Consider the following 20,788-nt stretch of genomic DNA (forward strand, 5'->3'; position numbering starts at 1 on the left):
CCCCCCCCCCCCCCCCCCCCCCCCCCCCCCCCCCCCCCCCCCCCCCCCCCCCCCCCCCCCCCCCCCCCCCCCCCCCCCCCCCCCCCCGCCCCACGACGAAACCGTTGGCGCTACGCGCACCCCCACCGAACCCGCGCAGGCCGCCGCAGGCATCGCACCCGAACCACCGGCACCACCGACAACGAGAGGCTGACCCGACGTGCAAGACGACCTCATCGCCCGGGCCCAGGCATGGCTCGCCGAGGACCCCGACCCGGAGACCCGCGACGAGCTGGCCAAGCTCATCGAAGCCGGCGACCTCACGGAGCTCGCGGAGCGCTTCAGCGGCACCCTCCAGTTCGGCACCGCGGGCCTGCGCGGAGAACTCGGCGCCGGCCCCATGCGCATGAACCGCACGGTCGTCATCCGCGCCGCCGCCGGCCTCGCCGCGCACCTCAAGAAGCAGGGCCACGACAACGGCCTCGTCGTCATCGGCTACGACGCCCGCCACAAGTCGGAGGACTTCGCCCGCGACACGGCCGCCGTCATGACCGGCGCGGGCCTGCGCGCCGCCGTACTCCCCCGCCCCCTCCCCACCCCGGTCCTGGCCTACGCCATAAGGCACCTCGGCGCCGCCGCCGGAGTAGAGGTCACCGCCAGCCACAACCCGCCCCGCGACAACGGCTACAAGGTGTACCTCGGCGACGGCTCCCAGATCGTCCCGCCCGCCGACATCGACATCGCCACCGAGATCGCCGCGGTCCCGTCCCTCACCACGGTCCCCCGCCCGACCGAAGGCTGGGAGACCCTCGACGACAGCGTCCTCGATGCCTACCTGGCCCGCACCGACGCCGTACTCGCCCCAGGCTCCCCCCGCACCGCCCGCACCGTCTACACGGCGATGCACGGCGTCGGCCGGGACGTCCTCCTCGCCGCCTTCGAGCGCGCCGGCTTCCCGGCCCCCGCCCTCGTCGCCGAGCAGGCCGACCCCGACCCGGACTTCCCCACCGTCGCCTTCCCCAACCCGGAAGAGCCCGGCGCGATGGACCTGGCCTTCGCCAAGGCCCGGGAAACGGCCCCCGACCTCGTCATCGCCAACGACCCCGACGCCGACCGCTGCGCCGTGGCCGTCAAGGACGGCGACGAATGGCGCATGCTGCGCGGCGACGAAGTAGGAGCCCTGCTCGCCGCCCACCTCGTCAACCGCGGAGCCCGGGGCACGTTCGCCGAGTCGATCGTCTCCTCCTCCCTCCTCGGCCGTATCGCCGAGAAGGCGAACCTCCCCTACGAGGAGACCCTCACCGGCTTCAAGTGGATCGCCCGCGTCGAGGGCCTGCGCTACGGCTACGAGGAGGCCCTCGGCTACTGCGTCGACCCCGAGGGCGTACGCGACAAGGACGGCATCACCGCAGCCCTGCTGATCACCGAGCTCGCCTCCGTCCTCAAGGCCGAGGGCCGCACGCTCCTCGACCTCCTGGACGACCTCGCCGTGGAGCACGGCCTGCACGCCACGGACCAGCTCTCGGTGCGGGTCCAGGACCTGTCGGTCATCGCGAACGCCATGCGCCGCCTGCGCGAACAGCCCCCGACCGAGCTCGCCGGTCTGGCCATCATCCGCGCCGAGGACCTCACCAAGGGCACCGACACCCTCCCGCCGACCGACGGCCTGCGCTACACGCTCGACGGCGCCCGCGTCATCGTCCGCCCCAGCGGCACGGAGCCCAAGCTGAAGTGCTACCTGGAGGTCGTCGTCCCGGTCGCGGCGCACGCCGGCCTCCCGGCGGCCCGCGCCAAGGCGGCCGACCTGCTGGCGACGATCAAGCGGGACCTGTCGGCGGCGGCAGGCATCTGAGCCGGACGACGGCTGCCTGTCTGTTCCCGAGAGGGTGCCCCCGTCTGGAGGCACCCTCTCGGGTGATTTCCCCACGGCGGTTGACCGGCGCTCCGCGCCCCGCCCCACACCCCGGGCAACGGTGGACGGCAGAACCCACCGCCGATCCGCCTGGAGCAGCGCCGTGTCCACGACCGCATCCCGGCCGACCTCCCGAACGACCACCGCTCCCACCGACGACACCCACCCGGGCTCCCACCCCCCGCCACACCCACACCCTCGCCCGGCCCTCCTACGCGCCCTGCCCCACGCGACCCCCGCCCTCCTGAGCGCTCTTCGCCACGCGGCCCCCGCCCTCCTCGCCTACCTCGCCGTACGCGGCACGGGCCTCGCGGTGCTCACCGTCTGGGCGCACCGCCGGAACCACGGGGTCTGGCCGATCCTGGCGACGCAGTGGGACGCCGACTGGTACCTCGGCATCGCCGACCACGGTTACGCGAGCGAACTCGGCACCGCGCACAACGCCAACAACCTCGCCTTCTTCCCGCTCTACCCGATCCTGGTCAAGGCGCTCGCGGCGGTCACCCCGGGCACCCGCGCCAGTACCGGCCTCGCCATCGCGGTCGTCGCCTCCGTCGTCGCCGCGTGGGGCGTCTTCGCGGTCGGCGACCGGCTGTACGGCCGCAGGGTCGGCATCCTCCTCACCACCCTCTGGGCGGCGCTCCCGGTCGGCCTGGTGCAGTGGATGGGCTACACCGAGTCCCTGTTCACGGCGCTGGCGGCCTGGTCCCTGTACGCCGTGCTCACCGGCCGGCTCCTCACCGCGGCATGGCCGGCGGTGCTCGCGGGCCTGACCCGGCCGACCGGCATCGCGGTGGCGGCGGCGGTGACGGTGGCGGCGCTGCTCGCACTGCGCCGCCGCTTCCGCCTCCGTACCCTCGCGGCCGCGGCGATCGCCCCGCTCGGCTGGTGCGGATACGTCGGCTGGGTGGGCCTGCGCGTGGGCCGCTGGGACGGCTACTTCGCCGTACAGCGGCTCTGGCACAACGAGTTCGACGGCGGCCGCGAGACCCTGCGTCTGGTACGGCGGCTGCTGGCGCGCGACTCGACGCCCGAGCTGTTCCTGGTGATGGTGACGCTCACGCTGGTCGCGTCGGTGGTGCTGTTCGCCCTGTCGGTGTGGGACCGGCAGCCGGTGCCACTGCTGGTCTTCACGGCCGTACTGCTGGCGATCGTCCTGGGCAGCGGCGGCGTCTACTTCCCCCGCGCCCGCTTCCTCCTGCCCGCCTTCCCACTCCTGCTCCCCCTCGCCGCGCACCTGTCCCGCGCCTCCTCGCGCCACCGCGCGCTGATCCTCACGGCGGCGGTGGCCGGGGCGGCGTACTGGGGCGCGTACATGGCGTTGGTGTGGCCGGCGGCACCCTGAACGCGGGCCGCCTCCCAGGGCGTTGGCCCGGATCCGCGTGCGGCAGCGACACCCCCTGCGCGGCAGCCGAACCCCCCTGTGCGGCAGCCAAACCCCCGCCGCCCTCACGCCCAGAGCACCAGCGCCGTCCACCCCACCGCGATGAGCACCGCGAGCGGCCACAGCGGGCGCCCGCGTCGGCGTTCGTCGCTCATCTCGGCCGGTCGCGCGGCCGGGTCCTGCCACATCGCCGTGATCTCGGTGGCGATCCGCTCGTAGGGGTGGACGAAACCCGTCCTGCGCTCCAGCCGGCGCCAGCGAAGGGTGTCCACCGACCACTCGCCGAAGGCACTGCGGCGAGTGCCGATCTTCAGCTCGGCGCCCTTGCACTCGACGGTCCGCAGGTCGTCCCACGCGATGTGCCGGGTGCCGAGCAGGGCGTTGAACCAGAGCCCCTCGCGGTCGGCCGTGACCCGCCAGGCAAGCTGGCGCGGCGCCATCAGGGCGACGCAGAGTCCCAGCAGCCCGCCGAGGACGTACCGCCACACCCCGCCCTCGGTGACGAAGAGGACCCCCACCCACAGCGCCCCCAGGGCCACCGACAGCCAGTCGGGCCACCCGGCCCGCCACCGCCGCACGTCCACGGCCCCCTGGCCGCGCAGCCGTCCGGCGACGTCCTCGACAGCGGCCCGCCGCCGCGCCTCGTCCGCCACCGCACGCTTCGCACCCGCCAGCCGACGGCGTACGGCCCCCTCGGAGAACGGCCGCACGGGCCCCGTGGACCACTCCACGACCGCCGGCTCGTCGGACTCCGTCGAGGCGATCACGAGCTGAACCTCGGCGCCGTCGTAGGGCACCCCGTACAGGACGGCTTCCCGCAGGGGCCCGGGCTGGTCCTCGTCGAGCCGCTCGAGGAGTTCCCGGATCTCCTCGTCGTCCTCGTCGTCGTCCTCGTCGTCGTCCTCGTCGTCGTCCTCGTCGTCGTTTTGGTCGTCGTCCCCGTCGCCCCGGTCCTCGCGATCCCCTTCCCCGGCCAGGTCCCCGTCCCCGCCTCCGGCCTCGTCATCGTCCTCGTCGTCGTCATCGAGCACCGATGTCGCGACAGTGAACAGCGGCCGCACCCCTTCCAGGTCGTCCGCGGCGTACACCTCGGTGTCCACGTCGGTGTTCACCCGCATCAGCACCCGCAGCACGGGCACGGGCTCCCGGCGCAGCCCTGTGGCACGCCACCGGCCGAACGCGGCGGACAGCAGCACGGTGACGCCGATCCCGAGGACGTACCAGCCGACGGCCGGCGCGGTCCGCCGGTCGTCGGAGAGCTCCCACCCGCCGGAGCCGGCGACCAGTACGGCCCCGGCCACGAGCGGTACGAGTGCGACCCAGACGAGGAATTTCCCGCGCCCCACCGGCGCGCCGCCGTCCGGCAGGGCACTGGTCACTCCCCCGGCGGCAGCCCTGGCCGCCGTTCGCTGTCGTCCCCGCGCGAGGAGCCGCAGCACGGCGGCCACCCACAGCAGCACGAGTACGACCGACAGGCTCACCGCCCACGCGAGGGCGACCCCCTGGAACAGCACGACAACGACGAGGACGGGCGCCGCCACCCCCACGGCCTCGGGACGTAGCACGACCCAGACCGCCTGCAGCGCGAGACACGCTGCGGCCCACCCCGGCACCCCGGCGTAGAGCGCCAACGCCCCGGCCGCCACACCTGCGGCCAGGACGACGGCGACGACAAGGGACGCCGGCGCCCGCAACGGCACCCAGCGCGGCGGCAGAGCACCGGTCCAGCGCCGGGTCTGCTCGGCGTCCCAGGGAAGGCAGCCGTCGGGTATGGCGGAGGCGGGCAGCGACGGGGGCTGCCGGAGATTCGTAGTCATCGCTTGCCAGACGTTCGGGCCGCGCTCGTGGTTGCGGTCCTTGCCGTCCTCGGCCCGACGGACGAGCGGGGCCGGGCGCCGGGAGGGGCCGGCCGCGGGCGGCTCAGGTGATGATCAGCAGGATCAGCAGCAGCACGGCGCCCGCGACCGCCGGCCCCGCCACCTCGTAGGCCCACCGCACGGTCACCTCGCCCTGCGCGGACTCCTCCTGCTCCCGGTGCTCGTGCAGCTCCCGCAGGTCGTCCATGACCTGGTCGGTCTCGGCGCGCACCGGCCCGTCCACGTTCAGGCCCGACCGCGGCGCCCCGAAGCCGAGCCCTCCGAAGCCCGTCCCCCCGCCTCCGCGGCCGCCCCGCTCGCCTCGCGCGGCAGCGCTCCGCTCGGCCGCCGCCCGGGCCGACCGGCGCGCCGCCTTCTTGCGGGCGCGCAGCGAGACCGGGACCGCCCAGAGCTGGAACTTGGTGCCGGACTTGGCGACGACCTCGTTCGAGTAACCGGACCGCAGCGAGGCGATCTGGCCCCAGGGCAGCACGATGACGCGGAGCGGGTTGCGGATGCGCAGTCGTTCCTCGTTGGCGTAGACGGCGGGGCGCAGGGTGAACGCGGACACGAGCGGCACGAGCAGGATGAGCGCCGCGAGGGCGAGCCACTGTGTGCGGCCCTCGCCACGGACCAGGGCGTCGATGCCGAGCCAGAGCACGATGGCCAGGAGAAGGACACCGCCGACGATGCCCATGGGTGAGCGGTAGACCCGGTCCTTCGATACGGGGTCCGGGGTGGTGGGCTGGGGCTCGGGGGTCGTCATGGGGCCGATTCTGCCGCATGCCTGCGGCGGGCTTGGCCGGGCGCCCGTTCGCCATGAGGACGTGCCTTGTCCGCGAGTGCGGGTCGTGGGTGGCCCGCCGCTCCCCCAGGCGCGGATTCACGGAGAGCAGCCCTCTTGGGGTGTACAGCCGCTACGCGCGTAGATATGCTCGTCTGGTGACCATGCCCACCAATGCACCTGCCGCAGCCCACGCCCTCTCGGACGTCACCGCGTCCGACAGCACGCTGCGCCGCTTCCTCCACGGGCTGCCCGGCGTCGACGCGGTCGGCCTGGAGGGGCGGGCCGCGTCCCTCGGTACCCGTTCCATCAAGACGACCGCCAAGGCGTACGCCATCGACCTCGCCATCTCGATGGTCGACCTGACGACGCTGGAAGGCGCGGACACCCCGGGCAAGGTCCGGGCGCTCGGCGCCAAGGCGGTCCACCCCGACCCCACCGACCGTACGACCCCGGCGACCGCGGCCGTCTGTGTCTATCCCGACATGGTGGCCACCGCCAAGGAGGCCGTCGCCGGGTCCGGTGTGAAGGTCGCCTCCGTCGCCACCGCCTTCCCGGCCGGCCGCGCCGCCCTCGGGGTGAAGCTGGCCGATGTCCGGGACGCCGTCTCGGCCGGCGCCGACGAGGTCGACATGGTCATCGACCGCGGGGCGTTCCTCGCGGGGAACTACATGAAGGTGTACGACGAGATCGTCGCCGTGAAGGAGGCCTGCGGGGCGAGCGCCCGGCTCAAGGTCATCTTCGAGACCGGCGAGCTGTCGACGTACGACAACATCCGGCGGGCGAGCTGGCTCGGCATGCTGGCCGGGGCGGACTTCATCAAGACGTCCACCGGCAAGGTCGCCGTCAACGCCACCCCCGCGAACACGCTCCTTATGCTGGAGGCGGTACGGGACTTCCGCGCCCAGACCGGCATCCAGGTCGGCGTGAAGCCGGCCGGCGGGATCAGGACGACCAAGGACGCGATCAAGTTCCTGGTCCTGGTCAACGAGACCGCCGGCGAGGACTGGCTGGACAACCACTGGTTCCGCTTCGGCGCCTCCTCGCTCCTGAACGACCTGCTGATGCAGCGTCAGAAGCTGGCCACCGGCCGCTACTCCGGCCCCGACTACGTGACGGTGGACTGATCACCATGGCATCGGCATTCGAATACGCACCGGCCCCCGAGTCCCGCTCGATCGTCGACATCGCGCCGTCGTACGGCCTGTTCATCGACGGCGAGTTCACCGAGGCCGCCGACGGCAAGGTCTTCAAGACCGTCTCGCCGTCCACCGAGGAGGTCCTCTCCGAGATCGCCCAGGCCGGCGAGGCGGACGTGGACCGCGCCGTGAAGGCCGCCCGCAAGGCCTTCGAGAAGTGGTCGGCGCTGCCCGGCTCCGAGCGCGCCAAGTACCTGTTCCGCATCGCCCGGATCATCCAGGAGCGGGCCCGTGAGCTCGCCGTGCTGGAGACCCTGGACAACGGCAAGCCGATCAAGGAGACCCGCGACGCGGACCTCCCGCTGGTCGCCGCGCACTTCTTCTACTACGCGGGTTGGGCCGACAAGCTCGACCACGCCGGTTTCGGCCCGAACCCGAAGCCGCTGGGCGTCGCCGGCCAGGTCATCCCCTGGAACTTCCCGCTACTGATGCTGGCCTGGAAGATCGCCCCGGCCCTCGCGACCGGCAACACGGTCGTCCTGAAGCCGGCGGAGACCACTCCCCTCTCGGCGTTGTTCTTCGCGGACATCTGCCGCCAGGCGGGCCTGCCCAAGGGCGTCGTCAACATCCTTCCGGGATACGGCGACACGGGCGCCGCGCTCGTCGCGCACCCGGATGTGAACAAGGTCGCCTTCACCGGCTCCACGGCCGTCGGCAAGGAGATCGCCCGGACCGTCGCGGGCAGCCGCAAGAAGCTCACCCTCGAACTGGGCGGCAAGGGCGCCAACATCGTCTTCGACGACGCCCCGATCGACCAGGCGGTCGAGGGGATCGTCAACGGGATCTTCTTCAACCAGGGCCAGGTCTGCTGCGCGGGCAGCCGCCTCCTCGTCCAGGAGTCGATCCAGGACGAGCTGCTGGAGTCGCTGAAGCGCCGCCTGTCGACCCTCCGCCTCGGCGACCCGCTGGACAAGAACACCGACATCGGCGCGATCAACTCCGAGGAGCAGCTCTCCCGTATCACCACGCTCGTCGAGCAGGGCGAGGCGGAGGGCGCCGAGCGCTGGTCGCCGGCCTGCGAGATCCCGACCGCCGGCTACTGGTTCGCCCCGACGCTCTTCACGAACGTCACCCAGGCGCACCGGATCGCCCGCGACGAGATCTTCGGCCCGGTGCTGTCGGTCCTGACCTTCCGTACGCCGGACGAGGCCGTCGCCAAGGCCAACAACACGCCGTACGGCCTGTCGGCGGGCGTCTGGACGGAGAAGGGGTCGCGGATCCTCGCCGTGGCGAACAAGCTCCGTGCGGGCGTCGTCTGGTCCAACACGTTCAACAAGTTCGACCCGACCTCGCCGTTCGGCGGCTACAAGGAGTCGGGCTTCGGCCGCGAGGGCGGCCGCCACGGCCTGGAGGCGTACCTCGATGTCTGAGAAGAACGACAAGACTGAGCGCGCCGAGCGGCTCTCCGTCTTCAAGACCTACAAGCTGTACGTCGGCGGGAAGTTCCCGCGTTCCGAGAGCGGCCGGGTGTACGAGGTGAGCGCGAAGACATCAGCCGCTGGCGCGGCGGGCAAGGGCGACTGGTTGGCGAACGTACCTCTCTCCTCCCGCAAGGACGCCCGTGACGCGGTGGTCGCCGCGCGCAAGGCGTTCGGCGGGTGGTCCGGCGCGACGGCGTACAACCGGGGCCAGATCCTCTACCGCATCGCCGAGATGCTGGAGGGCCGCCGCGAGCAGTACGTGCGCGAGGTCGCCGACGCCGAGGGCCTGTCCAAGTCGAAGGCGGCGGCGCAGGTCGACGCGGCGATCGACCGCTGGGTCTGGTACGCGGGCTGGACCGACAAGATCGCCCAGGTGGTCGGCGGCGGCAACCCGGTCGCGGGCCCGTACTTCAACCTCTCCTCTCCCGAGCCGACGGGCGTGGTGGCCGTGGTGGCACCGCAGGAGTCGTCGTTCCTGGGCCTGGTCTCGGTGGTCGCCCCGGTGATCGCGACCGGCAACACGGCCGTGGTCGTGGCCTCGGAGAAGTCCCCGCTCCCGGCCCTCTCCCTCGGCGAGGTCCTGGCCACCTCCGACCTGCCCGGCGGAGTCGTCAACATCCTCTCCGGCCGTACGGCGGAGATCGCGACGCCGCTCGCCGCGCACCAGGACGTCAACGCGATCGACCTCGCGGGCGCCGACGACGCCCTGGCGAAGGAGCTGGAGATCGCCGCGGCGGACAACCTCAAGCGCGTCCTGCGTCCACAGCCTGTGGACGACTGGGCGGCCACCCCCGGCATCGACCGTATGACGGCGTTCCTGGAGACGAAGACGGTCTGGCACCCCACGGGTTCCCTGGGCGCGTCCGGCTCGTCCTACTGACCCGCCCGCGCAGACCAGAGGGCCGTGCCTCCTCTCCGTCCGGAGGAGTCACGGCCCTCTTCTTCCGCTCTTCCGCCGCCGCTGCGTGGCGTACTCAGGTGAACGCCGCCTGTAATCCGGGTGTGACGCGCGCTGCAAAGTCGGTACGCCGGGTCGTCCGCCGGGCGGAACATGCCTCACACTGGTGTCCCGTGAGTTCCCAACCGCCCATACCGACGCGAGTCGTGCTGCTCTGCGGCCCTTCCGGCTCCGGCAAGTCCCTGCTCGCCGCCCGTTCCGGTCTTCCGGTGCTGCGGCTCGACGACTTCTACAAAGAGGGCGACGACCCGACGCTGCCGCAGGTCCCCGGGTCCTCCGACATCGACTGGGACCACTCCGACTCGTGGGACGCCGACACGGCCGTGGCGGCGATCGTGGAGCTGTGCCGCACGGGCCGTACGAACGTCCCGCTGTACGACATCTCGCTCAGCGCCCGGACCGGCGAGGAGACCGTCGAGATCGGCCGGACCCCCCTGTTCATCGCGGAGGGCATCTTCGCGGCCGAGATCGTGACCCGCTGCCGGGAACTCGGGGTGCTGGCCGACGCGCTGTGCCTGAGCCGCGGCCCGGTGCGGACGTTCCGCCGCCGTTTTCTGCGCGACCTGCGGGAGGGCCGCAAGTCGGTGCCCTTCCTGCTGCGCCGCGGCTGGCGCCTGATGCGCCTGGAGCGGTCGATCATCGCCCGCCAGACGGCACTGGGCGCGTACGCCTGCGACCGCGACGAGGCCCTCGGCCGCCTCACCGCGGCCGCCGCGGGCCGCTGCCCGGCGGCTTCGACACCGGCCGGCTGAACGACTTCGGCGCCTTCTCCGTCGTAGGCCTGGGATCTTGCGGAGGAAAGGACGACGATGAAGCGTGCGGCTCTGCTCGTGACAGTGGCGCTACTGACGTCGGCCGGTTGCACGGGCACCAGCGGCGGGGTTTCCGGCGGGGCCTCCTGTTCGGGCCTGGTGACCTACGACAGCCGCGACTACCTGCCCACCGAGAAGTCCGTCTTCACCGTCGGGGAGCGGCTGGGCACGGCCACGGTCGTGGAGTGCGACGACACCCCGAACGACCCGGAGGTCGCCATCCCCGAGAGCACGACCGGCGCCTACGCGATCGAGGGGGTCGATCCCACCGAGGCCATCGCCGTCGGGGACAGTCCCGCCGAGGCGGCGCCCATGGCTGCCCGCTGACCGCACAGCGAAGCGGGACTGGACGGACCCCCCGGCCCTCCAGCCCCGCTCTCGTTGCGCTCCACCGCTTCCCCCGTGGTGGAGCTTCCCCCGTTTCCCCCGTCGGTCCCCTCGTGGGCCCCCCGGCCCCCGTGGGTCCCCCCACTTCTTACCGCTCCCCCGTTACCGCTCCCCCTGGTGCGTCCCCCCGGACCTTCAGGCGACGAGCTCCCCGAAGGCGTCCTCCTCGTCACGGCCGAAGCTGAGGACCTCGTCCTCGCGCAGCCGGCGGAGCGACCGCCAGATGCTGGACTTCACCGTGCCGACACTGATGTCGAGGATCTCCGCGATCTCCGGGTCGGTGCGGCCCTCGTAGTAGCGCAGGACCAGCATCGTGCGCTGGAGCTCGGGAAGGCGGGCGAGCGCCTGCCACAGGACCGCGCGCAGTTCGGTGCCGCGCATCGCGTCCGTGTCGCCGGGCGTCTCCGGCAGTTCCTCGGTCGGGTACTCGTTCAGCTTGCGGCGGCGCCACGCGCTGATGTGCAGGTTCGTCATGGTGCGGCGGAGGTAGCCCCCGACCGCGGCCTTGTCGCTGATCCGGTCCCAGGCCTTGTACGTCGAGAACAGCGCGCTCTGCAGCAGGTCCTCGGCCTCGAAGCGGTCACCGGTCAGGTGGTAGGCGGTCGCGTACAGGGAGGCGCGGCGCTCCTGGACGTAGGCGGTGAACTCCGCCTCCGACAGCGAGCGACGACGCTCCCCCGAGTCCTCCCTGTACGCGGCTCCCCCGTGCGGTTCCCCCGTGAAACCGTCAACCACCGTCATGTACGCGGTGTGCTGACGCCCGGTGCCGCGAGCGCACCCCCGCCCGCTCACGGCACCGGACTTCTCGGAACCCCGGCCCCCGTTCACGTCGTGCAGCCGCGTGATAACCGCGCTGGTGCTGGTGCCGTGCAGCGTGTTCATCTCGCGCCCCCCGTCGTGGACTTCCGGTGTTCTGATCGTGCGACTTGCTGGTGGTCTTGCTCGGTGCGTCTTGCTGTCTTGCCTGTGCCGAAAAGCTTGCCCGGGCACCTTCATGGCCGTGTCCGCCGACTGTCACAGAGCTGTCACAGGGGCCTGTGTCAGAGGTCGCCCCCAGGCGCGGGACAGTCCCCGCACAGCCGAACGCGCTACGTGCGCGTAGCCGTACAGCTCGTACAGGTGTCGAAAGACCGCCCCCGCATGGGCCAGAATGACCCCCGTGCCTTCCCTGTTGCTGATCGAGGACGACGACGCCATCCGGACGGCCCTGGAGCTCTCACTGACGCGCCAGGGACACCGGGTGGCCACCGCTGCCACCGGCGAGGACGGCCTGAAGCTGCTGCGTGAGCAGCGGCCGGACCTGATCGTGCTGGACGTGATGCTGCCCGGCATCGACGGCTTCGAGGTGTGCCGCCGTATCCGGCGCACCGACCAGCTGCCGATCATCCTGCTGACCGCGCGCAGCGACGACATCGACGTGGTCGTGGGCCTGGAGTCCGGCGCGGACGACTACGTCGTCAAACCCGTGCAGGGGCGGGTCCTGGACGCCCGGATCCGGGCCGTGCTGCGCCGCGGGGAACGGGAGTCCAACGACGCGGCGACCTTCGGCAGCCTCGTCATCGACCGCGCCGCGATGACCGTGACGAAGAACGGCGAGGACCTCCAGCTCACCCCCACCGAGCTGCGCCTGCTGCTCGAACTGAGCCGCCGGCCGGGTCAGGCCCTGTCCCGGCAGCAACTCCTCCGCCTGGTCTGGGAACACGACTACCTCGGCGACTCCCGCCTCGTGGACGCCTGCGTCCAGCGACTGCGCGCGAAGGTCGAGGACGTACCGTCGTCGCCGACGCTGATCCGTACCGTCCGTGGTGTCGGCTACCGCCTGGACGCGCCTCAGTGACAGACGCGCAAGGGGGTTTCCGCGGCTGGTTCGCGGCTCGCAAGGGAGTGTGGTCGAGGCTGCGTTTCACGAGCCTGCGACTGCGGCTGGTGGTCGTCTTCGGCCTGGTGGCGCTCACGGCCGCCGTATCGGCCTCCGGGATCGCCTACTGGCTCAACCGCGAGGCGGTGCTCAGGCGCACCCAGGACGCGGTGCTGCGCGACTTCGAGCAGGAGATGCAGAACCGCGCGGGCCTGCTCCCCCAGGAGCCGACGCAGGACGAACTGCAGCACACCGCCGGGCAGATGGCCAACAGCAGCCAGCGCTTCTCCGTGCTGCTGGCCGCCGAGGACGCCGACGGCAAGCCGGTGTACGGCAATTCCGGCGGCCTGGACGGCTTCACGCTCGCGGACGTGCCCGAGTCGCTGCGCACGGCGGTGAACGAGAAGCAGACGACCAACTCCTCCGGCAAGTCCGAGTACCACCTGTACTGGCAGCGGATCATCGAGGACGACACCCCGTACCTGGTCGCCGGTACCCGGCTGAACGGCGGCGGTCCGACCGGCTACATGCTCAAGTCCCTGGAGCAGGAGGCCAAGGACCTCAACTCCCTGGCCTGGTCGCTCGGTATCGCCACGGGCCTCGCGCTGATCGGCTCCGCGCTGCTCGCGCAGGCCGCCGCCACGACCGTACTGAAGCCCGTGCAGCGCCTCGGTACGGCCGCCCGCCGACTCGGCGAGGGCAAGCTGGACACCCGTCTGCGTGTCTCCGGCACGGACGAACTGGCGGACCTGTCAAGGACGTTCAACAACGCCGCCGAGGCGTTGGAGAAGCGGGTCGCCGACATGGCGGCGCGCGACGAGGCGTCCCGCCGCTTCGTGGCGGACATGTCCCACGAACTGCGCACCCCCCTCACCGCGATCACCGCCGTGACGGAAGTCCTCGAAGAAGAACTCGAGGCGGAGTCCGGCTCCATGGACCCCATGATCGAGCCCGCCGTACGCCTCGTCGTCAGCGAGACGCGCCGCCTGAACGACCTCGTCGAGAACCTGATGGAGGTCACCCGCTTCGACGCGGGCACGGCCCGCCTGGTCCTGGACGACGTCGACGTCGCCGACCAGATCACGGCCTGCATCGACGCCCGGGCGTGGCTGGACGCGGTCGATCTGGACGCCGCGCGCGGCATCATGGCCCGCCTGGACCCGCGCCGCCTGGACGTCATACTGGCCAACCTCATCGGCAACGCCCTCAAGCACGGCGGCTCGCCGGTGCGCGTCGCGGTCAGTGCGCAGGACGACGAGGTCGTCATCGCCGTACGGGACCACGGCCCCGGCATCCCCGAGGACGTCCTGCCTCACGTCTTCGACCGCTTCTACAAGGCCAGCGCCTCCCGCCCCCGCTCCGAGGGCAGCGGCCTGGGCCTGTCGATCGCCCTGGAGAACGCCCACATCCACGGCGGCGAGATCACCGCCGCCAACTCCCCCGACGGGGGCGCGGTGTTCACCCTGCGCCTGCCCCGGGACGCGTCGCAGCTTGCGCAGGAGACGAACGGCGACGAGGGCGGCGGCAAGGACACCGGTCGCGCGCAGAAGGGGGACGCCTGATGAACGCCCGCGACGCGGGGACCGCTCCCGTTCGCCTCAAGGGCGCCGAGGCCGAACTCCCCGCACGCTCACACGCACACGGCCGGACGGCCCGTGCGGGCCGCCTGCTGACGCTCTCCGCGCTGACGGCCGCCCTCCTCGCCGGTTGCGGCATACGGTCCACGGAGGTCCCGACCGACTTCGGCCCGGCCCCCTCCCGCGTGCACTGCTCGCTCTCCGGGCCGGACGTCTCGACGCAGGCCTCGCGCGGCCTCCCGGTGCAGGTGTTCCTGCTGTGCGGCTCGCAACTGGTGGCCGTGGAGCGGACCGTACGGGTCCCGGACGGCTCGCCGGACTCGGAGCGCCGTGTGCTGGTGGCCCAGGGCCTGCTGGACGAGCTGGAGGAAACCCCGTCGGCCGACGAGAAGGAGGCCGGCTACACCACGGACGTCCGCGGCGCCATGACCGTGAACGGCCCCCGCCCCGGCGATCCCGACGAGGCACTGCGCCTGAGCACCCCGCCCACCGACCTCACGTCGTACGCCCTCGCCCAGATCGTCTGCACCTTCTCGGACTCGACGGCCGCCGAGGGCGACGGCTCGGTGATCCTGGGCGGCCCGACGGACGAGCCCCCACGCCGCTACGAGTGCACGGACGAGGTCCGCACGAGGCCTGGCAGCAACGAGCCGCCGTCGAGCGACGTCTGACGGAGGGATGTGGGCCGGCGCTGAGAGGTGCCCGGCGTGAGGGCTGAGGTCGGGGGGTTGCGCAGCCCGGCGCGACGGGGTGCGGCCTGCCCACTCGTGCCGCCCATGGGGGTACCTCCCAGGCCCTTTAGGCACTGGGGGAGGCACGACTGCCCGCAGCTGGGGCGGCGGAAGGACGCGTGCCCCCACGCAGCCGCGGTCGCGTACATCGGGAAGGGGACGGGTCGGGCGGTGTCCGCCCGCAGTGGCCGGCGTCAACACGCGGCACCTCCTGGCCTGAGCCCAGCCGCCGGTCCGAGGACGGCCCCCCGACCCGGCCCCGACCCACCCACCGACCGCAGGCGCTACGCACGCCCCCACCCCACCCGCACAGGCGCCGCAGGCATCACACCCGCACCCCGCCGGAGGCCCGTGTGGCGGACGCCTCACGCCACCACGGCGTGTCCCGGAACCGATCCCGCCGGGGGGCGCGTCTAGGGGGGCGTGCAGCGTCAAGGCTCCATCGGCGGCAGCGCCGCGATCCGCATCCGTGCGACGGGAGGTGTCCTCCTGGTCGCACACCTCGCGTTCGTCGCCTGGCTAACACTGCGCCCCCTGGACGTCCCCTGGGTGATGCCGGCCAACCTGCGGCCGTTCGCCGGGATAAGAGCCGACCTGGCCCTGGGCTGGCAGGAAGCCGCCCGCCACATCGTCGAGGGCCTCGCACTGCTCGCCCCACTGGGCGTACTGCTCCCGATGACACACGGCAGGCTTCACGCCTCCCCCCTCGGCTCCCTGGTCCGCACGGTCGCCGCCGGCGCCCTGATCTCCCTGGGCATCGAACTGCTGCAGACCGGCGTCCCGGGCCAGGTCGTGGACATCGACTCACTGTTCCTGAACACGGCCGGCGTGGCCCTCGCGCACACCACGATCGTCCCCGCCGCCCGCGCCTGGCTGCGCCGCAGGTCCCGGCTCGCCCACCGGTCGACGGTCCCCCAGGACGAGCCCTCTCAGGGTCGGACCCCGACGATTCCCAGGGTCGGGATAGCCCCGTAGAGCGACGCTTTGCCCGGTTCGTCGCCATAGCGTGGATGTCAGATGAGGCCATCACTAGGAAGGCCCCACCAGGGGGCCTTCGGCCCACGCTCGCGAAGGAGCCACACCATGACCGCGCTCGCCCGACCCACCCACGGCCGCATGATCGGCGGAGTGTGCGCCGCGCTGGCGCGACGCTTCGGCACCTCCGCGACGACGGTGCGCGTCCTGTTCCTGATCTCCTGCCTGCTCCCGGGCCCGCAGTTCCTGCTCTACATAGCGCTGTGGCTGCTGCTCCCGTCGGAGGCAAAGGCGAACAAGACACGCACGGCCTGGTAACCAGGGCACGTACAGCCTGGTAACCCGGCGAAAAAATGCGCCCCGGCACCGCCTCCATCGCCGGGGCGCACCACTGTCTCTTCCGCCGGCCCCGGCCCCCCGGCCCGCCCGGTCCCTTCCCGCCCCCTCCCGTCTCCTCGCTGCCCCGGTTCAGACCAGCTGCTTGACGGACATGAGCAGATGCCGGTGCGAACCGCCCACCCCGCCAGCCCCCTCCTCCGCCTCCACCCCACTCAACAGCACCCGCTGCCCGGCCCCGATCAGCTCCAGCCGCAACCGGCCCGCCTCAAAGGAATTCAGCGCGTCCAGCAGATACGCCGGATTGAACGCGACGCCGACCTCCTCCGCCCCACTCAGCACCGCCGGCAACCGCTGCGCCGCCACATCGTCCCCGTACCCGGCCCGCAGCAGCACCGACCCGCCGGCCGAGAAGTCCAACCGCACGGGACTGCTCGCCTCGGCCACCACGGCAACCCGGCGCACGGCCTCCGTGAACGCCCCGGACTCGACCTCCGCGACCGCCGCCCCCGCCATGTCGAACAGCGACCCGTACGCCGGCAGCCGCCCGTCCAGCAACCGCACGACGCTCCGCATGCCCCCACCCTCGAAGCCGACCAGCCCGCCACCCGCGGCAGGCTCCAGCCCGACGCGCACGACTGCGCACCGTGCGAGCGACCGCGCGGCATCGAGCAGCCGCCGCGCGGGCACCAACGCCTCCACGGCCCCACCGACACCCATCCCCTCCGCGGCCCCCACCGACCCTTCCGGCTTCCACCCCACCCGCCGTACGGCATACCGGTACCGGTCCGACGCCGACAGCGTCATCGACTCGCCGTCCAGGCGCAGTTGCACACCCGTCAGCACCGGCAGCGTCTCGTCCCGCCCCGCCGCCACGGCCACCTGCCCGACGGCCGTGGCGAACGCGGCGGCGTCCACACTGCCGTACGGCCCGGGCTGCGCCGGAGGCGCCGGGTACTCCTCGCGCGGCAGCGTGGACAGACCGAACTCGGTGCCGCCGGCCTCCACCGTGAACCGCGCCCCGTCCAGGGAGCAGCTCACCGGCCCGTCGGGCAGCACACGGCAGATGTCCAGCAGCCGGCGCCCCGGCACGAGCACCTCGCCGGGCGCCCCGGTCTCGGCGTCCACCTCGATGCGCGCCGCCGCCTCGAAGTCGAACCCCGAGACGGTGAGCCGCCCGGATGTCACCGCCAGCAGGAGTCCGCCCAGCACCGGCACCGGTGTACGCGACGGCAGTGCACGCCCCGCCCAGCCCACAGCCTCGGCGAAGGCGGCACGCTCGATGCGGAACTCCATGAAAAATCCCCCTGTCCGGACCCGGCTCCCCATGACCGCGGACACTATCCGCACCCACTGACAACCGGCCCCGACCAGGGGGAACGTACAAGCCCCCCAGAGAGACCCGGGGAGACCCCAGAGCTCAGGCGGCCGTCGCCAGCCGCTCCCGCCGCAACCGTGCCGCCCGCGTCCCGAACACCGTGATCGTCACGACGCCGAGCACCGCCAGCAGTCCGACCCCGACGGTCCCGGCCCAGCCGCCCGCGTGGAAGGCGACGGCGCCCACGGTGCTGCCCGCGCTGGAGCCGACGTAGTAGGCGGACTGGTACAGGGCGGAGGCCTGCGCCCGCCCTCGCGTGGCCGTCTTGCTGACCGCCGAGGACGCCACCGCGTGCCCCGCGAAGAAGCCGCCGGTGATCAGCACCAGCCCCAGCAGGACGAGCGGCAGCGACCCCGCCAGGGACAGCAGCAGCCCCGCAGCGGTCGTGGCGCCCGCCGCGTACAGCGCACCGCGCCGGCCCAGACGGCCCACCAGCCGCCCGGCCGTCGAAGCCGAGACCGTACCGACCAGGTACACCAGGAAGATCGAGCCGATGATGCCCTGCGGCAGCGAGAACGGCGCCTCCGTCAGCCGGTAGCCGATCACCGTGTACACACCACCGAAGACGGTCATGAACAGCGCGCCGATCGCGTACAGGCGGCACAGCAGCGGATCGGAGAGATGGTCACGGACGGTCCGCACGAGCACCCGCGGCCGCAGCGAGCCCTGCTTGAAGTGGCGCGGCGCCGGAAGCAGCAGCCGGAAGGCGACCGCGCACGCCACGGCGATCGCGCCGATGACGCCGACGGCGACCCGCCAGCCCCACTCCTGAGCGACCCAGCCGGTGATCACGCGGCCGCTCATCCCACCGACGCTGTTGCCCGCGACGAACAGCCCGATCGCCGTGACCAGCGCCTTCGGCCGGACCTCCTCGGCGAGATACGCCGTGGCCGACGCCGGCAGACCCGCCAGCGCCGCACCCTGCACGGCCCGCAGCACCACCAGGGCAGTCAGGTTCGGCGCGAGGGGGACCAGCAGCCCGACCGTCACCGCGACCGCCAGCGACGCCGTCATGACCGTACGGCGTCCGAACCGCTCGGACAGCGCGCTCATGGGCAGCACGAACAGCGCCAGACCGCCCGTCGCCGCCGCCACGGTCCAGCTCGCCTCGCTCGCCGCCACCCCGAACTCACCGGAGATCAGCGGCAGCAGGGCCTGGGTGGAGTACAGCAGGGCGAAGGTCGCGACACCGGCGAGGAAGAGGGCGAAGCTCATCCGGCGGTAGCCGGGGCCGCCGGGGGCCATACGGGAGTCGACGACAGGGACAGCGGGTGCGGCGCCCACGGTGGTGGACGCCCCGGTACTGGCGGGAGACATGCTTCGAAGCTACGTACGCCCCCACTCATCCGTCCAATGCATGAACTCGCCATAATCGTTCCCATGGCGCATCAACACAGCTCACAGGCTCGACTGTCACCATCCAGTGACACAGAAGACATGGAAGATCTGTCGAGGTTGCTCGCACCCCGGCTCGCGTACTTCGCCGGCGTGGCCCGCACCGAGCACGTCACCCGGGCCGCCCAGGAGATGCAGGTCCCCCAGTCCACGCTGTCCCGTGCCATGGTCCGCCTGGAGCAGGACCTGGGCGTCGACCTGTTCGCCCGCCACGGCCGTACGGTCTCCCTGACGCCCGCCGGCCGCACCTTCCTCGCCTCCGCCGAACGCGCCCTCGCCGAGATCAGGCGCGCCGCCGACGAGGTACGCGCCGACGCCGACCCGGCCACCGGCAAGGTCGCCTTCGGCTTCCTGCACACCATGGGCGCGGAAACGGTCCCCGGCCTCCTGCACGCCTTCCGCGCCGACCACCCGCGCATCCGCTTCAGCCTGGTCCAGAACTACGGCGAGGCGATGATCGAACGCCTGCGAGCCGGCGAACTCGACCTCTGCCTGACCTCCCCCGTCCCCGACGCCCCCGACCTGGTCGCCCGCCGCCTGGACGAACAGAAACTCCGCCTGGTCGTCCCCGCCGACCACCGCCTGGCCGCCCGCAGGCGCATCCGCCTGGCCGAAGCGGCCGACGAGATCTTCGTGACCCTGGAACCCGGCTACGGCCTCCGCCGCATCACGGACGACCTGTGCAAGGAGGCGGGCTTCAAGCCCCGTATCGCCTTCGAGGGCGAGGAGGCGGAAACCCTGAGGGGCCTGGTGGCGGCGGGCTTGGGAGTCGCCCTCCTGCCCCCACCGGCGGTCCCCCGCCCAGGAGTGGCGGAACTGACGGTCACGGCCCCGAGAGCGGCGCGCGAGATCGGCGTGGCATGGATGGCAGACCGCCCGGACACGCCCCCGGTGGCCGCCTTCAAGAAGTTTCTGCTCTCACGAAGGGGCAATCTGCTGCCAACCTAAAAGGGGCGCGGGGCTTTGTTCACTGTGTGGCTCCGCCGCGTGGGCGCGAACAACCAAACACAACCCGCACCCCGAACACAAGCTCACCCCCTACGGCGCTGCCGTCTCTTCCCGAAGCCGGAGGCAAGCGGCATCCGCAACCCCAGCGGCGGCGGAGCCGCGAACGCATCAGCGACCGGCCGGGAAAACACCCTCCCGAACAACACCCCCATCACGAAGTCCTCGGCCAGCGCGAGAACTTCCTCCCGGTACTGATGCAACCCGTGACCGTCGGCATGCACTTCGAACCGGCACACATCCCGGTTCGCCTTCTTCGCCCGAGCCGCCAACCGGAACGACAACTCCGGATCGGTCCGCTCGTCGTTCGTGCCGTGCACGATCAGCACCCGCCGCCCCCCGAGCTGCTTCACCGGTTCGGGCGAGGCCGCCACGTCCTCCTCCGGCAGCCAAGGCGCCACCGCCAGCACGGAGTTGACGGCTTCGTGACCCGCCGCGTGCAGGGCCGCCCGCCCGCCCATGTCGACCCCGGCGAGGCACACGGGCACGTCCCCGTAGCGCCGTACGACCTCGTCCGCGGCCCACAACGCGTCGCTCACCTGGTTCGCGGCACTGCCGTTCCAGCCGCGGAAGCGGTAGTGCACGACATGCGCGGCGAGCCCCTCCCCGCGCCCCGCCCGCACCAGACGGCGCCCCAGCGTCCGCACGTACGAGGTCGCCAACAGCGGCGCGGGTTTGCGATGTGAGACCTCGTCACCGCCGGGGAGCAGGAGCACCACACCGCTCACCGCTGTCGGCTCCGGCCCGATCGCTCTGCCCAGCCGGGCCCTGCGAACCGGCGTCGCTTGTTGTGCCATGACAGAACAGTGTCAGAAGGACGGGTGTACGCGACCCGTCCTCG

Annotated in this window: 19 protein-coding genes; 13 read left to right on the top strand and 6 right to left on the bottom strand. The window is 72.3% G+C overall.

Annotation, left to right across the window (positions count from 1 at the left end; all coding sequences use genetic code 11):
- Positions 1-199 precede the first annotated feature (199 nt).
- Both ACIBAG_RS45020 and ACIBAG_RS45025 read left to right on the top strand, forming a co-directional pair.
- The gene (locus ACIBAG_RS45020; protein ID WP_399113867.1) at positions 200-1,831 is read left to right on the top strand and encodes a phospho-sugar mutase; all 1,632 of its coding nucleotides are present in this window, start codon (positions 200-202) and stop codon (positions 1,829-1,831) included.
- Positions 1,832-1,994: 163 nt separating this feature from the next.
- A complete protein-coding gene (locus tag ACIBAG_RS45025) occupies positions 1,995-3,236 on the top strand; it encodes a hypothetical protein (protein WP_399113868.1) in 1,242 nt (413 codons plus the stop codon).
- Positions 3,237-3,340: 104 nt separating this feature from the next.
- Here the strand turns inward: ACIBAG_RS45025 and ACIBAG_RS45030 are convergent, their stop codons facing one another.
- Together ACIBAG_RS45030 and ACIBAG_RS45035 are read right to left on the bottom strand one after the other, a co-directional pair.
- On the bottom strand, positions 3,341-5,092 hold the full coding sequence (locus ACIBAG_RS45030) for a hypothetical protein (RefSeq protein ID WP_399113870.1): 1,752 nt from the start codon (positions 5,090-5,092) through the stop codon (positions 3,341-3,343).
- Positions 5,093-5,195: 103 nt separating this feature from the next.
- Complete coding sequence (locus tag ACIBAG_RS45035; RefSeq protein ID WP_399113871.1) at positions 5,196-5,897, bottom strand: PH domain-containing protein; 702 nt, start codon at positions 5,895-5,897, stop codon at positions 5,196-5,198.
- 182 nt (positions 5,898-6,079) lie between these two features.
- On the opposite strand from ACIBAG_RS45035, the gene deoC reads away from it, so the two are divergent.
- The 5 genes from deoC to ACIBAG_RS45060 all read left to right on the top strand — a co-directional run bounded on the left by deoC (position 6,080) and on the right by ACIBAG_RS45060 (position 10,632).
- Positions 6,080-7,042 carry a deoxyribose-phosphate aldolase gene (gene deoC, locus ACIBAG_RS45040; RefSeq protein ID WP_399113932.1) on the top strand — a complete coding sequence of 321 codons (963 nt, stop codon included), beginning with the start codon at positions 6,080-6,082 and terminating at the stop codon, positions 7,040-7,042.
- 5 nt (positions 7,043-7,047) lie between these two features.
- Entirely contained in the window at positions 7,048-8,484 is a 1,437-nt protein-coding gene (locus tag ACIBAG_RS45045) for an aldehyde dehydrogenase family protein (RefSeq protein ID WP_399113873.1), read from the top strand.
- A complete protein-coding gene (locus ACIBAG_RS45050) occupies positions 8,477-9,415 on the top strand; it encodes an aldehyde dehydrogenase family protein (RefSeq protein WP_399113875.1) in 939 nt (312 codons plus the stop codon). Before ACIBAG_RS45045 ends, ACIBAG_RS45050 begins: the two co-directional genes overlap by 8 nt.
- Before the next feature lie 122 nt (positions 9,416-9,537).
- Positions 9,538-10,245 carry a uridine kinase gene (locus ACIBAG_RS45055; RefSeq protein WP_399113877.1) on the top strand — a complete coding sequence of 236 codons (708 nt, stop codon included), beginning with the start codon at positions 9,538-9,540 and terminating at the stop codon, positions 10,243-10,245.
- Positions 10,246-10,302: 57 nt separating this feature from the next.
- Entirely contained in the window at positions 10,303-10,632 is a 330-nt protein-coding gene (locus ACIBAG_RS45060; RefSeq protein ID WP_399113879.1) for a DUF6281 family protein, read from the top strand.
- A 195-nt stretch (positions 10,633-10,827) separates the two neighbouring features.
- Here ACIBAG_RS45060 and ACIBAG_RS45065 read toward each other — a convergent pair whose 3' ends face one another.
- On the bottom strand, positions 10,828-11,574 hold the full coding sequence (locus tag ACIBAG_RS45065; RefSeq protein ID WP_399113881.1) for a SigE family RNA polymerase sigma factor: 747 nt from the start codon (positions 11,572-11,574) through the stop codon (positions 10,828-10,830).
- Between the two features lie 277 nt (positions 11,575-11,851).
- On the opposite strand from ACIBAG_RS45065, the gene afsQ1 reads away from it, so the two are divergent.
- The 5 genes from afsQ1 to ACIBAG_RS45090 all read left to right on the top strand — a co-directional run bounded on the left by afsQ1 (position 11,852) and on the right by ACIBAG_RS45090 (position 16,151).
- Positions 11,852-12,529, top strand: a complete 678-nt coding sequence (gene afsQ1 / locus ACIBAG_RS45070; protein WP_037886857.1) for a two-component system response regulator AfsQ1 — start codon at positions 11,852-11,854, stop codon at positions 12,527-12,529.
- A complete protein-coding gene (locus tag ACIBAG_RS45075; protein ID WP_399113883.1) occupies positions 12,526-14,112 on the top strand; it encodes an ATP-binding protein in 1,587 nt (528 codons plus the stop codon). The genes afsQ1 and ACIBAG_RS45075 overlap by 4 nt, the downstream gene beginning before the upstream one ends.
- Positions 14,112-14,798, top strand: coding sequence for a hypothetical protein (locus ACIBAG_RS45080; protein ID WP_399113884.1), 687 nt, complete (start codon positions 14,112-14,114; stop codon positions 14,796-14,798). Before ACIBAG_RS45075 ends, ACIBAG_RS45080 begins: the two co-directional genes overlap by 1 nt.
- A 483-nt stretch (positions 14,799-15,281) precedes the next feature.
- Positions 15,282-15,833: a VanZ family protein gene (locus ACIBAG_RS45085; protein WP_399113885.1), complete on the top strand. Its 552-nt coding sequence runs from the start codon at positions 15,282-15,284 to the stop codon at positions 15,831-15,833.
- A gap of 108 nt (positions 15,834-15,941) precedes the next feature.
- Complete coding sequence (locus ACIBAG_RS45090) at positions 15,942-16,151, top strand: PspC domain-containing protein (RefSeq protein ID WP_399113887.1); 210 nt, start codon at positions 15,942-15,944, stop codon at positions 16,149-16,151.
- Between the two features lie 150 nt (positions 16,152-16,301).
- Here ACIBAG_RS45090 and dnaN read toward each other — a convergent pair whose 3' ends face one another.
- Positions 16,302-17,465, bottom strand: coding sequence for a DNA polymerase III subunit beta (dnaN, locus tag ACIBAG_RS45095; protein ID WP_399113888.1), 1,164 nt, complete (start codon positions 17,463-17,465; stop codon positions 16,302-16,304).
- A gap of 124 nt (positions 17,466-17,589) precedes the next feature.
- A complete protein-coding gene (locus ACIBAG_RS45100) occupies positions 17,590-18,864 on the bottom strand; it encodes an MFS transporter (RefSeq protein WP_399113890.1) in 1,275 nt (424 codons plus the stop codon).
- 63 nt (positions 18,865-18,927) lie between these two features.
- Here ACIBAG_RS45100 and ACIBAG_RS45105 point away from each other — a divergent pair, with 63 nt between their 5' ends.
- Positions 18,928-19,890, top strand: coding sequence for a LysR substrate-binding domain-containing protein (locus tag ACIBAG_RS45105; protein ID WP_399113892.1), 963 nt, complete (start codon positions 18,928-18,930; stop codon positions 19,888-19,890).
- Between the two features lie 83 nt (positions 19,891-19,973).
- Here ACIBAG_RS45105 and ACIBAG_RS45110 read toward each other — a convergent pair whose 3' ends face one another.
- Positions 19,974-20,744 (bottom strand): alpha/beta hydrolase, encoded by a 771-nt coding sequence (locus ACIBAG_RS45110; protein ID WP_399113894.1) that lies wholly within the window; start codon positions 20,742-20,744, stop codon positions 19,974-19,976.
- Positions 20,745-20,788 lie beyond the last annotated feature (44 nt).

The organism is Streptomyces sp. NPDC051243 (assembly GCF_044455405.1).
GTDB lineage: Bacteria > Actinomycetota > Actinomycetes > Streptomycetales > Streptomycetaceae > Streptomyces.

Excerpts from the sequence above, each read along its gene's own strand:
- ACIBAG_RS45030 (WP_399113870.1), bottom strand. The coding sequence starts at position 5,092 with ATGACTACGAATCTCCGGCAGCCCCCGTCGCTGCCCGCCTCCGCCATA.
- ACIBAG_RS45035 (WP_399113871.1), bottom strand. The coding sequence starts at position 5,897 with ATGACGACCCCCGAGCCCCAGCCCACCACCCCGGACCCCGTATCGAAG.
- deoC (WP_399113932.1), top strand. The coding sequence starts at position 6,080 with ATGCCCACCAATGCACCTGCCGCAGCCCACGCCCTCTCGGACGTCACC.
- ACIBAG_RS45045 (WP_399113873.1), top strand. The coding sequence starts at position 7,048 with ATGGCATCGGCATTCGAATACGCACCGGCCCCCGAGTCCCGCTCGATC.
- ACIBAG_RS45050 (WP_399113875.1), top strand. The coding sequence starts at position 8,477 with ATGTCTGAGAAGAACGACAAGACTGAGCGCGCCGAGCGGCTCTCCGTC.
- ACIBAG_RS45060 (WP_399113879.1), top strand. The coding sequence starts at position 10,303 with ATGAAGCGTGCGGCTCTGCTCGTGACAGTGGCGCTACTGACGTCGGCC.
- ACIBAG_RS45065 (WP_399113881.1), bottom strand. The coding sequence starts at position 11,574 with ATGAACACGCTGCACGGCACCAGCACCAGCGCGGTTATCACGCGGCTG.
- ACIBAG_RS45080 (WP_399113884.1), top strand. The coding sequence starts at position 14,112 with ATGAACGCCCGCGACGCGGGGACCGCTCCCGTTCGCCTCAAGGGCGCC.
- ACIBAG_RS45090 (WP_399113887.1), top strand. The coding sequence starts at position 15,942 with ATGACCGCGCTCGCCCGACCCACCCACGGCCGCATGATCGGCGGAGTG.
- dnaN (WP_399113888.1), bottom strand. The coding sequence starts at position 17,465 with ATGGAGTTCCGCATCGAGCGTGCCGCCTTCGCCGAGGCTGTGGGCTGG.
- ACIBAG_RS45100 (WP_399113890.1), bottom strand. The coding sequence starts at position 18,864 with ATGTCTCCCGCCAGTACCGGGGCGTCCACCACCGTGGGCGCCGCACCC.
- ACIBAG_RS45105 (WP_399113892.1), top strand. The coding sequence starts at position 18,928 with ATGGCGCATCAACACAGCTCACAGGCTCGACTGTCACCATCCAGTGAC.
- ACIBAG_RS45110 (WP_399113894.1), bottom strand. The coding sequence starts at position 20,744 with ATGGCACAACAAGCGACGCCGGTTCGCAGGGCCCGGCTGGGCAGAGCG.